General features: G+C 60.1%; 10 protein-coding genes and 1 tRNA gene. 4 read left to right on the top strand and 7 right to left on the bottom strand.

Going from position 1 to position 12148, the window contains the following annotated elements:
• Positions 1 to 227 precede the first annotated feature (227 nt).
• Positions 228 to 2006, top strand: a complete 1779-nt coding sequence (locus ACIQJ2_RS18490; RefSeq protein WP_400674415.1) for a methyl-accepting chemotaxis protein — start codon at positions 228 to 230, stop codon at positions 2004 to 2006.
• A 133-nt stretch (positions 2007 to 2139) separates the two neighbouring features.
• Here the strand turns inward: ACIQJ2_RS18490 and ACIQJ2_RS18485 are convergent, their stop codons facing one another.
• Positions 2140 to 2652 carry a disulfide bond formation protein B gene (locus tag ACIQJ2_RS18485; RefSeq protein ID WP_400674418.1) on the bottom strand — a complete coding sequence of 171 codons (513 nt, stop codon included), beginning with the start codon at positions 2650 to 2652 and terminating at the stop codon, positions 2140 to 2142.
• Between the two features lie 17 nt (positions 2653 to 2669).
• Entirely contained in the window at positions 2670 to 3263 is a 594-nt protein-coding gene (locus tag ACIQJ2_RS18480; protein ID WP_400674420.1) for a YqaA family protein, read from the bottom strand.
• 273 nt (positions 3264 to 3536) lie between these two features.
• On the opposite strand from ACIQJ2_RS18480, the gene ACIQJ2_RS18475 reads away from it, so the two are divergent.
• Positions 3537 to 4280, top strand: coding sequence for a type VI secretion system-associated protein TagO (locus ACIQJ2_RS18475; RefSeq protein ID WP_400674423.1), 744 nt, complete (start codon positions 3537 to 3539; stop codon positions 4278 to 4280).
• Positions 4281 to 4383: 103 nt separating this feature from the next.
• Here the strand turns inward: ACIQJ2_RS18475 and ACIQJ2_RS18470 are convergent.
• Both ACIQJ2_RS18470 and ACIQJ2_RS18465 read right to left on the bottom strand, forming a co-directional pair.
• Positions 4384 to 4468, bottom strand: a tRNA-Leu gene (locus ACIQJ2_RS18470).
• 142 nt (positions 4469 to 4610) lie between these two features.
• Entirely contained in the window at positions 4611 to 5912 is a 1302-nt protein-coding gene (locus ACIQJ2_RS18465) for an MFS transporter (protein WP_199150207.1), read from the bottom strand.
• 237 nt (positions 5913 to 6149) lie between these two features.
• Between ACIQJ2_RS18465 and ACIQJ2_RS18460 the strand changes: the two genes are divergently transcribed.
• Complete coding sequence (locus ACIQJ2_RS18460; RefSeq protein ID WP_400674426.1) at positions 6150 to 6752, top strand: TetR/AcrR family transcriptional regulator; 603 nt, start codon at positions 6150 to 6152, stop codon at positions 6750 to 6752.
• Positions 6753 to 6808: 56 nt separating this feature from the next.
• On the opposite strand, the gene ACIQJ2_RS18455 is transcribed toward ACIQJ2_RS18460, so the two are convergent.
• Positions 6809 to 7603: a class I SAM-dependent methyltransferase gene (locus ACIQJ2_RS18455; RefSeq protein ID WP_400674428.1), complete on the bottom strand. Its 795-nt coding sequence runs from the start codon at positions 7601 to 7603 to the stop codon at positions 6809 to 6811.
• Between the two features lie 302 nt (positions 7604 to 7905).
• Positions 7906 to 8886, bottom strand: coding sequence for an aldo/keto reductase (locus ACIQJ2_RS18450; RefSeq protein WP_199150210.1), 981 nt, complete (start codon positions 8884 to 8886; stop codon positions 7906 to 7908).
• A gap of 238 nt (positions 8887 to 9124) precedes the next feature.
• Between ACIQJ2_RS18450 and ACIQJ2_RS18445 the strand changes: the two genes are divergently transcribed.
• Positions 9125 to 10771 carry an AMP-binding protein gene (locus tag ACIQJ2_RS18445; protein WP_400674431.1) on the top strand — a complete coding sequence of 549 codons (1647 nt, stop codon included), beginning with the start codon at positions 9125 to 9127 and terminating at the stop codon, positions 10769 to 10771.
• A 102-nt stretch (positions 10772 to 10873) separates the two neighbouring features.
• On the opposite strand, the gene ACIQJ2_RS18440 is transcribed toward ACIQJ2_RS18445, so the two are convergent.
• Positions 10874 to 12145 (bottom strand): GNAT family N-acetyltransferase, encoded by a 1272-nt coding sequence (locus ACIQJ2_RS18440; protein WP_199150212.1) that lies wholly within the window; start codon positions 12143 to 12145, stop codon positions 10874 to 10876.
• Between the last annotated feature and the right edge of the window lie 3 nt (positions 12146 to 12148).

The raw sequence follows: 12148 nt of genomic DNA, 5'->3' as shown, positions 1-12148 counted from the left end.
TTGTCTTGGTCGAGTGCCGGCCGCCCTGCAAAGGAAACAGTGATGTCTGCCGGCGTGCCCGAATTTAACGACTGGCAGGCTCCGATGACGGTGCAACATCCGCCGGCCGTCGTGATTATATTTGCAGGACAGAATAATTGCTGCACCGCACAGAAAACCGGCCGGAATTAAAGACAATTTAAAGTCCATTTGAGCAATGTCTGGGCACTCGCAACAAGGCTCTTCAAATGCACTTCAATTCTCTTTTTGGTGACGACTCGGCAGTATTGAGAGCCTTCAGTCGTTCGCAGGCGATTATCTCGTTCAAACCGGATGGAACGATCATCGACGCGAACGAAAACTTCTGCGGCGCGGTTGGATATCGACCGGAGGAGATCATCGGCAAGCATCATCGGATCTTCGTCGACCCGGTGGAAGCTGCCTCCGCCGATTACAAGGCTTTCTGGTCGCGGCTGGCAAAGGGCGAGTACGACCAGCGCCAATACAAGCGCGTGACCAAATCCGGCGACGAAATCTGGATCGAGGCGTCCTACAATCCCGTTCTTCGTGGAGGCAAGGTATCGAAGATCGTCAAGATCGCGACCGATATTACGACCACCAAACGCGAAGCCCTTGATAGCAAGGGCAAGCTGAACGCCTTGTCCCGTGCCCAGGCAATCATCGAGTTTACGCCTGAGGGAAAAATCCTGACCGCTAACCAGAATTTTCTCGACACGCTCGGCTACTCGCTCGCGGAGATCGTCGGGAAACATCACCGCATGTTCTGCGAGAAGGAGTATGCGGCTTCCCGGGAGTATGCGCAGTTCTGGCCGCGGTTGGCGGCTGGCGAATTCTTCAACGACGAGTTCAAGCGTCTGACGAAGGCCGGTAGCGCGGTTTATATCCAGGCGACCTACAATCCCATCCTCGACGAGGATGGCAAGGTCATGAAGGTTGTGAAGTTCGCCACCGACGTCACTGGCCGGGTGCGTGCGCTGCAGGAAGTCGGCGCCGGTCTCGAGCGGCTTTCCGACTGCAACATCCGCATGACGATCGACAAGCCGTTTGTCTCCGAATTCGAACATCTTCGCCACGACTTCAACCAATCGCTTGCGAAGTTTCAGGAGACGCTGGAGCAGGTACTGGCGCAGACGGCGATGCTTTCAACGAAAAGCGGCGAGATGACCGACAGCGCGGGTGCCATTGCCCACCGCTCCGAGCAGCAGGCTGCCGCTCTGGAACAGACATCAGCGGCGCTGGAGCAGATTACCGTTACGGTGCGGCAGTCGACCGGACGTACGGCCGAAGCCCGCAAGCTGGTGCATGAGGCACGCGCTGCCGCATCGCAATCGGTCGAAGTCGTCACCTCAACTGTGGCGGCCATGGACCGGATCGAGACCGCGTCGAGGGAGATTTCCAACATCATCGGGGTGATCGACGAAATTGCGTTCCAGACGAACCTCCTTGCCTTGAACGCTGGCGTGGAAGCAGCCCGCGCCGGTGAGGCCGGGAAGGGATTCGCGGTTGTCGCTCAAGAGGTGCGGGAGCTTGCCCAGCGTTCCGCGAAGGCGGCCAAGGAGATTTCCGGCCTGATCGCCAATTCAAGCAGGGAAGTGAAGGAAGGGGTTCGGCTTGTCGGCGAAACCGGCGACGCGCTGCGTCATATCGAAGGGTTCGTGCAATCGATCGATGGCAATGTGGAAGCCATCGCGCTCGCCGCTACCGAACAGTCCACCAGCCTGAGCGAAATCAACGCCGCGGTGAATTCGCTCGACCAGATGACCCAGCAAAATGCGGGGATGGTGAGCAGCATGAGCGCAACGGCCGAGGCGCTTGCCGCGGGCGCGGGGGAGTTGGAGCAGCTTGTGAAGCGCTTCAAACTCAACCGCCGCAAATGGATCCGCGAGCCGGATTCGGATGCTGCAAAGCGCGGGCCGGAACTGCGCGGTTACGGAAAGAACACAATCTACCTGCCGGCCTCGGTAGAGGGTATTGCGACGCCCGGGAACATCAACGCTGCGGCTTGATCTCCGGCTCCAGTTTCGAAATTGAAGCGAGGATCCCTGTTTCAGCAGGGCTGCAATCGAACTTTCGGCAATCTCCTCTTTGCGGAGGAGATGTCGCGAAGGCGACCTTGCCGGTGCTGCGCGATGTTGAGGATCAAGCCGCCTTCTTCGCGCCGATGAAGGCGATGGCGGCAAGAATAACGCTGGCGATCACATTCCATCCGGCCATCGACAGGCCGAGAACGCGCAGTGCAGCTTCCGTGCAGGACGGACCTTTGATGGTGCTGAGTTCGCTCAGGAGATTGCCGGCGTTCTGCGTCATGCTGTTGGCTGTCGTCGAGCAAGTGGTCGGGCCTTCCCAGAAGTGCCATTCGACACCGGCGTGATAGACGCCAATGCCGCCGCCGACAATCATCATGAGGCCGGCAATGATCAAAAGGCCGCGGGTGATCCACGAGGGCAGGCCTGCAATGGCGGTCAGCGCGGCGATGATGGCGACAGGGATACCGTAGTAATAAGGCTGACGCTGATCGAGGCAGAGGGCGCAGGGGATGTAGCCGCCAATATGCTGGAAGCCGAGCGCAGAGCCGACAACGACGATCATGCCGATCGTCAACAACACGCTATAGCCGAGGCCGGCGCGGGAGGAGGTCGAGGTCGTGGACATGTATGGGGGCTCCTTGGTCAGCTTGCCAGGGCAAAATGGAAGACTGCATAGAGGGCGATGAGAGTGGCGGCCGCCGCCATGGCAATCTGGCCCAGGCGCTTCTCGATAAAGTGGCGGATGGATTCGCCGTAGCGGCGCAGCAGGAAGGCCAGAAGGAAGAAACGCGCGCCACGGGCGACGATGGCCGAGATGATGAACAGGCCGAGATCGATATGGGCGACGCCGGACAGGATCGTCACCACCTTGATTGGCGGCAGATGCGCCAGGCCTGAAGTGACCAGCAGCAGCAGAACCCATTCATAGGTGACGCCGGCGCTCATCTGGTTGAAAGCGTCGAGCTTGCCGTAGAATTCAAGGATCGGTTTAGCAATGGTTTCGAAGGCGTAGTAGCCAAGCGCCCAGCCGGCAATGCCGCCGAGCACGGAGGCGACCGTCGCCGTCAACGCGTAGCGCCAGGCGCGTTCGGGCTTGGCCAGCGACATTGGCAGAAAAAGCACGTCGGCCGGAACGAGGAAGACCGAGCTTTCGACGAAGGCGATAACGGCGAGCCAGACCTCGGCCGATTTGCGGCCGGCAAGCGACATGGTCCAGTCGTAAAGTCTTCGAAGCATGAGGCCCCCTATTGCTGCGTTGCAAACCTTTAGGGGGCAGGAATATGGCTGTAAATGGTCGCTGGGTGACGGAAGCCGCACAAAATCAAAATTTTTCGTGATGGTGTGGGAATTCCCGACAGCGGAGGCGACGCTGATCGAGATGATAATTGCAATGATTACAAAGGGATTCTTCTGTGTTTCATTCAACCTATGCGCTCAGATTGATTCGTGGTCACAATTCAAAAATTTCGCGCGCGGAAATTGATCACAAGTGTACAGAAGGTGGGGAGAATGGGACGTTCAAAGGCAGGCATTTTTTGGGGAAGCGATAAAGGTGTCGTGGCTCGATTTCGGGGAGCAGAGCCAACGTATGCGCATCAATCCAGGCCATCGTTATCGCGACGAAATGGGTGGCTTGCCTTGCCTGTGACAGCGCTCGTTTCTGCCTTTGCTTTTGCCGCGCCTGTAAAAGCTGCGGAGAAGCCGGAGGAGTGTGCCGCCATGCAAGATGGAGGCGAGCGGTTGATCTGCTATGACGCAATTTTTCGAGTTCAGACAAGCGTTGAACCGCCCAGGACACAAAGTAGTTCAAAGTGGACGGTGGAAACCGAGAAATCAAAGATCGACGACTCGAAGAGCGTATTTTTGCTTCTTGAATCAGATGACGATGTTCCCAGCAGATACGGCCGTGCGCCGAGCAAAGCCTCCCTCGTTGTCCGATGCATGGAGGGGAAAACCGCAATCACGTTCCAGTTTGCCGATCATTTCATGGCTGAAAGCGGCGGTTATGGCGATGTGACCTTTCGAGTTGATGACAAAAAAGCTTTCACGAAAGGCCTTCGTGAATCGACGGATCACGGCGCTTTAGGTCTTTTCAGCGGTCCAACGAGTATTTCTTTGATCAAAGCACTGTTTGGAGGAAATCGCCTGATTGTTCGGGCAATGCCGTTCAACGAGAGCGCGCTGACGGTCAGTTATTCCATTGCGAACTTGGAAAGTGAGATCAAGCCTCTAAGAGAGGCCTGCAAATGGTAGGTGATATTCTCATCTCTCGGCCGTGCGGAATTTGTTTCATTCCGATTGCCAAAGCCAATTATATTCATAATTGACCATATAATTCAATTGGTCATGGGTATTGTGGTGCCCCATGCCGGAGTCGAACCAGCACTTCTTTCGAAACTCGATTTTGAGTCGAGCGCGTCTACCAATTCCGCCAATGGGGCAACGGATCATGACGAGGCGGCTGTCTAGCATGCGATCGGCTCGGCGCGCAAGCGGGGTGCGACAGATATTGCGAGTGTTTCCGCAGGGTTGCTGTTTGCCCATGTCGCGCTGGATGCGCCATGGGCTTTTGTCTTCCGAACTCTAGTGAGCCATTGCCGGGCCGCCCTTGGCGACGGAGCCGGGCTTTTGCAGCGTGATCGCCAGGATGGCGGCCAGCAGGCAGAAGGCGCCGGCGACGAAGAAGGCGGGTAGGTAGGTGTTCAGCTCCGTGCGGGTGAGGCCGGCGCCATAGGCGGCGGTGGCGGCACCGAGCTGGTGGCCGGCAAAGACCCAGCCGAAAACGAGGCCGGCCTTTTCACGGCCGAAGCGGTCAGCGGCGATCTTGACGGTCGGCGGCACGGTGGCGATCCAGTCAAGGCCATAGAAGACGGCGAAGATTGACAGGCCGTAAAAGGTGAAATTGCTGAAGGGCAGATAGACCAGCGACAGGCCGCGCAGCCCGTAATACCAGAACAGCAGCCAGCGATTGTCGAAGCGGTCGGAGAGCCAGCCGGAGCCGATCGTGCCGAAGAAATCGAAGATGCCCATGACGGCGAGCACGCTGGCGGCGGCCACCGGCACGATGCCGAAATCGCCGCAAAGGGTGACGAAATGCGTCTGGATCAGGCCGTTGGTCGACAGGCCGCAGATGAAGAACGTTGCAAACAGGATCCAGAAAGTCGACGTCGTGGAGACTTCCCGCAGGACGGCGATCGGCGAGGCGAGCGCAGCCTTCAGGTTCTTGGTCGCAGCCGGCGGCGGGGTGATGTGGATCTCGCCGACCAGCGGCAGATTGACGTCGGAAGGTCTGTCGCGCATCAGAAGCAGTACGACGAAGGCGGCAACGACGATCATGCCGCAGACGAAGATCACGGTCGAGCGCCAGCCGTAGCGCGTCGTCAACTCCGCCATCAGCGGCAGGAAGACGAGCTGCCCCGTGGCCGAGCTTGCCGACAGCATGCCGATGACGAGACCACGGTGCTTGGTGAACCAGCGCGTCGAAACGGTTGCCGCCAGCACCATGGCGGTGAGGCCTGTCCCGAAGCCGACGATGATCCCCCAGCACAGAAGCAGCTGCCAGACTTGCGTCATGAACAGCGAGCCGACGAAGCCGACGCCGATCGTGCCAAGCGCGAAGACGATGACCTTGCGCACGCCGAAATGGTTCATGAATGCGGCGGCGAATGGACCCATCAGACCGAACAGGATGAGGCGGACCGCGAGCGCGGACGAGATGGACGAGGTACTCCAGCCGAACTCGTCCTCCAGCGGCTTGATGAGCACGCCGGGTGCACCCATGGCGCCGGCCGTGACGAGCATGGTGAGGAAGGTGGCGCCGACGACGACCCATCCGTAATGGATGTTGCGCCGGGCGAGCGTCGAGGCAATAGCGGTGGAGACCATGAGCTGCGTTCCGATAGAGTTGCGTGGCTTGACGTCGGGATCGGGTGGGCGGTGAAGGCGTTCGATTGCGAAAGGCCCGGGGGGAACCGTATTCGCTTATAGCGCCGTGCCGCTCTCCTGGCTTGAACGTTTGTGTAAAGGCATTTACATGATAGCGATCATATTTGTTTTGTATTGATGATGTTCGTCATGTAAATTGTCAATACAGATTTATTGATGCTCTGATGGAGTTTTTTGATGAGAGTGAGCCGGGAAAAATTCGCCGAGAATCGCGAGAAGATCCTTGCAGTGGCAGGCGAACTCTTCCGCGAGAAGGGTTTCGACGGCATCGGCGTCGCCGACATCATGAAGGCCGCGGGTCTGACACATGGCGGCTTTTATGGTCATTTCGATTCGAAGGATGAGCTTGCCTGCGAGGCGAGCAAGGCGCTGGTGGCACGCTCGCTGGAGCGCTGGAAGCAGGTGGCGGCCAGCTCGCCCGAGCAGCCGCTGGAAGCGCTGCTTGCTCATTATCTCTCCCATCGCAATGTCGTCGAGCATGCGACGGGCTGCGTGTTTGCGGCGCTGACACAGGAGGTCAGCCGGCACGGACCGGAGATGCAGTCCACTTTTACCGGCGGGCTCATCGGATTGGTGGAAGTGCTCGAAGACATCGTTCCCGGTGAAACGGCCGAGGAACGCCGCCGCAAGGCCTTTGCCAGCCTTTCGGCCATGGTCGGCGCCGTCATCCTGGCGCGGGCGATGGACAGTTCCGAGCTGTCGCAGGAGTTTCTGGCCGCTACCCGGCAGGAGCTGACCCCTCCGTCGGACACAGGCGAGTCAAACAAAAACGAGGCTTAGGCCAAAGACTGCCAGAGCGGCCAGGCGTTTTGCCGGGCCGCTCCGCGTGCACGAATTCAATCGCGAAAAGCGAGCAGCCCGTTCGCCTCGACGATCTCCTTGAACTTGCCGTCGGGTACTGCTTCGAGGAGCTTGCCGCGAAGCGCCGCCTCGAAATCGGCTGCCTTGTCGCCAAGCGCCTGCGGCGAGGTTGACGACATCGAGAAGACACGGCCGACAATATCCTCGATATCCCTTGTATATTCCGAGACGATGCCGACGCGCTCGAGATTGCGGAAAGGGGAGGCCAGCAGCATGGCCTCGTGCGGCGCCCATGCCTTGCTCTTGCGCAGCAGCCGGTCGGCATTGCGTTCGGGCGAGTAGGTTTCCGCCAGCGGCTCGACGATCCCGCGCCAATCCGGCTCGGCTAGAACACTTTTGTCATGAAACAGCACGACGGCGCCGCCCGGCTCGATCAGCCTGTCGAGCGCTTCAAGCGTTGCCGGCCTGTCCATCCAGTGGAAGGAGCGACCCATGACGCAGAGGTGCAGCTTGCCGATATCCGGGCCGAGATCGTAGGATGAGCCCTGACGGATCGTGACGTCGACACCGGCCTTCTTCGCACCGGCTTCGACTTCGGCGAGCATTTCCGGTTCCGGGTCCATGGCGGTAACGGCTGCGCCCCGCAGCCGGGCAAAGGCGATCCCGAGCTGACCCGGACCACAGCCGAGGTCGAGCACATGATCGCCGCGCTTGAGGCCGCTTCGTTCGGCGACGCGATCGATCAATCTGTCCGGATAGGGAATGCGATAGCGCAGGTAATAGGCCGCGGTCGATTGAAAACGACGCGCTTCGAAGGGGACTGTGATCATCGGATATCATCCTCGGGGGGTAAGGAACCTCGATCAGTTAAGCCTCAACTGTGACCTGCTCGTGAAGTCACTTTTGCGCGATTTGCCGCGGGCTCAATCGACTTCGGAGGTTTGGATTGCCCCTCACCCTAGCCCTCTCCCCGCTTGCGGGGAGAGGGGACCACGGAGCAAAACGACCGTGTTTACCGTGTGGGCAGGACGCAGATTTAGCGGGAAAAGCCTCTCTCTGCGTGCATGCGCAGGGTGAGGGGCCATGCGCGGCGATGCGTCATCATTGCCCTTGCCGGGCCGCCTTCAAAGCCTCACTTGAATCCGGCTACCCCATGCGGGACATAGGGCGATTCCAGCGCCTCGATTTCATCAGGCGTCAGTTTCACTTCCAGCGACGCGACGGCATCCGCGATGTGGCCGGGCTTGGAGGCGCCGACGATCGGTGCGGTGACGGCGCTCTTCTGCAGAACCCAGGCGGTTGCGACCCGTGCGCGCGGAATGCCACGTGCCTTGGCGACAGCGCCGACGGCATCGACGATCTTGCGGTCTGCTTCCAGCGCCTGGGTGTAAAGCGTCTTGCCGAACTCGTCGGACTGCGTGCGAGCCGTTGCCTCATCCCAGTCACGGGTCAGGCGGCCGCGCGCGAGCGGGCTCCACGGTATGACGGCGATTTTCTGATCTTCGCAGAAGGGCAGCATTTCGCGCTCTTCTTCGCGGTAAAGCAGGTTCAGGTGGTCCTGCATGCTGACGAACTCCGTCCAGCCGTTGAGGCGGGAGGTGTAGATCGCCTTGGCGAATTGCCAGGCGTACATGGAGGAAGCGCCGATGTAGCGGGCCTTGCCGGCCTTGACGACATCATGCAGTGCTTCGAGCGTTTCCTCGATCGGTGTCGTATAGTCCCAGCGATGGATCTGATAGAGGTCGACATAATCGGTGCCGAGGCGGCGCAGGCTGTTGTCGATTTCATCGAAGATTGCCTTGCGCGACAGGCCGGCGCCGTTCGGGCCGGGGCGCATGCGGTTGAAGACCTTGGTGGCGAGCACGATATCCTCGCGCCGCGCGAAATCCTTGATGGCGCGGCCGACGATTTCTTCCGAAGAGCCGTCGGAATAGGTATTGGCCGTATCGAGGAAGTTGATGCCGGCTTCGATTGCCTGGCGCAGCAGCGGACGACTGTCCTCCTCTTTCAGCGACCAGGCATGCGTGCCCTTGTTGGGATCGCCGTAGGTCATGCAGCCAAGGCAGATTCGCGAGACCTCAAGGCCGGTCCTGCCAAATTTTACGTATTCCATCGATATTCTCCGTCCATTCGATCATTCGGTACAAGGAGGCCCATCGCCGGAAGAGCGATGGGAATGGTGCGTCGCGAAACGCAGATCGGCGGCTGACGCATTAGTTCGTGAAGAGTTTCGAAGTATTCTTCAATAAATAAGGCGATTCGCGCACGGGGGAAGACGGCAATTTCAAATGTTTCCTTGAACCCTGAAGGCGACAGGTGTTAGCTGCGCTGCACCATTTTTGGAATTCCGCATGAGATTGCCCCCGCAAGATACTTATGAAGCGCTCTATCGTGACTTTCGCTGGGAGATTCCGGCGAAATTCAACATAGGACATGCTGTCTGCGATGCCTGGGCGGAGCACGAACCCGATCGGGTCTGCCTCCAGCATTTCAATCCGGACGGCAATCACTTTTCCATGACCTACGGGGAGTTGCGAGACCGTTCCGCGTCTTTCGCCAACGCACTCTTGGCGCTTGGTGTGCGGCGCGGCGACCGCGTGGCGCTGTTGCTGCCGCAGAGCTTCGAGACCGTCGTCGCGCATGTGGCGATCTACAAGATGGGGGCGATCGCTTTACCGTTGGCGCTGCTGTTCGGCGCGGAGGCGCTGGAATACCGGCTGCAGGCGTCCGGGGCGTCGGCTATCGTCACCAACCGCTTCGGCCTGGAGCGGCTACGCCCAATCAGGGACCGACTGCCTGAAATGACTGAAGTCATCAGCATCGACGGCGCAGAAGACGGTGTCGCCGGCTTTGCCGATCTGGTGGCGGCATACCCGCCTCTTTTCGAGGTGGCGGATACGGGCCCTGATGATCCGGCGTTGATGATTTTTACCTCCGGCACGACTGGGCCACCCAAGGGCGCGCTGCATGGCCATCGCGTATTGCCGGGGCATATTCCAGGCATGCAGTTCGCCCATGAAGGCTTTCCCAAGGCGGGAGACCGGCTATGGACGCCATCGGACTGGGCCTGGGCCGGCGGCCTTCTGAATGCGCTTCTGCCGAGCCTGATGCTTGGCGTTCCCGTCGTTTCCTCGCCGGCGCAGAAATTCGATCCGCATATGGCCTTCCGCATCATGGCTGAGATGGAGGTGCGCAATGCCTTCATTCCGCCAACGGCGCTGCGGCTGTTGAAGGCTGTCGACAATCCGCAGGCCCGCTACGACCTCAAACTCCGCACCATCGGTTCGGCAGGCGAGGCGCTGGGCCGCGAGACCTTCGAATGGGCGCGCTCGGCGCTCGGTGTCAGCGTCAACGAGTTTTTCGGCCAGACGGAGTGCAATTTCGTGCTCGCCTCCAGCGAGGCCTTCGGCGTCAGCCGGGGTGGGGCGACGGGGAAGGCGGCGCCCGGCCATCGCGTCGCGATCGTCGATGCCGATGGCGTCGAGGTTCCTATCGGGGAGAGCGGGCAGATCGCTATCAAACGGCCCGATCCGGTGATGTTCCTCGGCTATTGGCAGAACGATGCAGCGACGGAGGCGAAATTCGCCAATGATTGGCTGCTGACCGGCGATATCGGGCGGCAGGATGCGGATGGCTATATTTCCTTCGTCGGCCGCGACGACGACGTCATCACCTCATCGGGTTATCGCATAGGCCCCAGCGAAATCGAAGACTGCCTCGGCGGCCATCCGGCGGTGCAGCTTGCCGCGGCGGTGGGCAAGCCGGATGCGGTGCGAACAGAGATCGTCAAGGCCTATGTCGTTCTCGTGCCTGGCCGTGAGCCGAGTGAAGCATTGGCCGCCGAAATCCGCGACTGGGTGAAAACGCGGCTCTCGATGCACGAGTATCCACGCGAGATCGAATTCGTCGATGCACTGCCGCTGACGACCTCGGGCAAGGTCATCCGTCGCCTGCTGCGCGAGCGGGCGACCGAAGAAACCCTGCACGCCGAAAGCTAGTGCGGTCCTCGCAGGTTCCGATCAACGCACAAGGCATTCCATCCCGTCGTTTTCCTGCGTATCCCGCACTGAGAAACGTTGGACACGGCTACTGGAAATATTCTAGCGCTTCGTCAGCGACAGGATCTTTTCGCGCAGCAGCTTCGCCATGTTGCGGGTGCTGCGGTACATGTGCAGCTGCGTGGTGATCTGTCTGATATCGCGGTCGCCGTTCGGCGTCAGGCCGATGATCAGCGTGCCCATGTCCTCACGCTCGTGCCAGAAGCGGCTCATGATCGGATGATCCGCGATGGCGCAGGAATCGGAACGCACGACGTTGGCGTCGTCGAGGTGCCATTCCGTCAATTCTCCCATCAGGAGCTTGCCCGGCGAATAGCGGGCATAGGCCTCGTCATAGGCCGTCTTCCAGGTGTAAGCCTCACCGCCCATGATCAGCACGATCATCGAGGCTATGGCCTTGCCGTTCAGATCGATCGTGTGAATACGAACGGCGTCGATGGCCGCGAGATTGGAGATGGCTTCGCGGGCGAAGGCGGCGTGGTGGCGATCCGTGACCAAGGCAGTGCGTTTCTTGCCTTTCCAGCCGCTTGCCTCCAGCGCCAGGAACTCCTCCATGCGCAGGTGAACGTCGCGCGGTTGACGCGCGACATTGTAGGAGACGTCGCCCTGCTTTTCCAACAGGCGCCACTGGCGGCGCATTTCACGCAGATGAGCATTGGAGATCGTGCGTTTGAGATAGGCGATCGCATCCTCGTTGCTGTGAAGCATGGGGCGCTGGAAGGGGTTTGCTACGGCAATGGGCAGATTGCGGCCGATGGCGACGACCTTGGCCATCTGGGCGAAGTGGCCGTTCAGACGAATGTCGGGTAGCACGAGCGCGGCCGGCAAATGCAGCTCCTGCCGCGCCAGCCCTTCGAAGAGGTTGTCGAGCGTCTCTCCGGCGTCCTCGGCGTCGACCAAAGGCGTGCCCAGGGGGCCGAAGGAGTTGGACCAGACGCGAATGATCGAAGGGCCGATTGCAAAGCCGGGCTTGTCGACCGTGAAGGGCATCAGCAGGCGGATACGGCTACGGGCGCTGCTATTGTCGCGCATCAGGGCAAGGCGGACCTGCCGATCCTCAAGGCGTGGCATGGCGGGCGCCAGAAAGCGGCCGGAGAAGAAGACGTTCGGTTCCATCGCACGGTTGGACAGAAAATCCAGCTCGTCCTGCAGCTCGTAGCCGAGTTTGCCGGGATAGAGGCAAAGCTCGCGGCCGGATCGGCCGACTTCGACGCGTGCTTCTGCCTTCGGCGTGTCGAAGTGCAGCGCCGCAAGCGTATGCGTCAGAGCGTTGACCTGGCTGTCGGTCGTTTCGGTATAAGGAGGGCGCGTCATGAT

Origin of the sequence: Rhizobium sp. NPDC092011 (assembly GCF_044756305.1) — a bacterium.
In the GTDB taxonomy this organism is placed as follows: domain Bacteria; phylum Pseudomonadota; class Alphaproteobacteria; order Rhizobiales; family Rhizobiaceae; genus Rhizobium.
The sequence above is the reverse complement of the archived record's forward strand: the minus strand, read 5'-3'. Positions and strand labels throughout refer to the sequence as shown.

Bases quoted from the DNA above. Each gene is read 5' to 3' on its own strand.
- ACIQJ2_RS18490 (WP_400674415.1), top strand. From the start codon at position 228: ATGCACTTCAATTCTCTTTTTGGTGACGACTCGGCAGTATTGAGAGCC.
- ACIQJ2_RS18485 (WP_400674418.1), bottom strand. From the start codon at position 2,652: ATGTCCACGACCTCGACCTCCTCCCGCGCCGGCCTCGGCTATAGCGTG.
- ACIQJ2_RS18480 (WP_400674420.1), bottom strand. From the start codon at position 3,263: ATGCTTCGAAGACTTTACGACTGGACCATGTCGCTTGCCGGCCGCAAA.
- ACIQJ2_RS18475 (WP_400674423.1), top strand. From the start codon at position 3,537: ATGGGACGTTCAAAGGCAGGCATTTTTTGGGGAAGCGATAAAGGTGTC.
- ACIQJ2_RS18465 (WP_199150207.1), bottom strand. From the start codon at position 5,912: ATGGTCTCCACCGCTATTGCCTCGACGCTCGCCCGGCGCAACATCCAT.
- ACIQJ2_RS18460 (WP_400674426.1), top strand. From the start codon at position 6,150: ATGAGAGTGAGCCGGGAAAAATTCGCCGAGAATCGCGAGAAGATCCTT.
- ACIQJ2_RS18455 (WP_400674428.1), bottom strand. From the start codon at position 7,603: ATGATCACAGTCCCCTTCGAAGCGCGTCGTTTTCAATCGACCGCGGCC.
- ACIQJ2_RS18450 (WP_199150210.1), bottom strand. From the start codon at position 8,886: ATGGAATACGTAAAATTTGGCAGGACCGGCCTTGAGGTCTCGCGAATC.
- ACIQJ2_RS18445 (WP_400674431.1), top strand. From the start codon at position 9,125: ATGAGATTGCCCCCGCAAGATACTTATGAAGCGCTCTATCGTGACTTT.
- ACIQJ2_RS18440 (WP_199150212.1), bottom strand. From the start codon at position 12,145: ATGACGCGCCCTCCTTATACCGAAACGACCGACAGCCAGGTCAACGCT.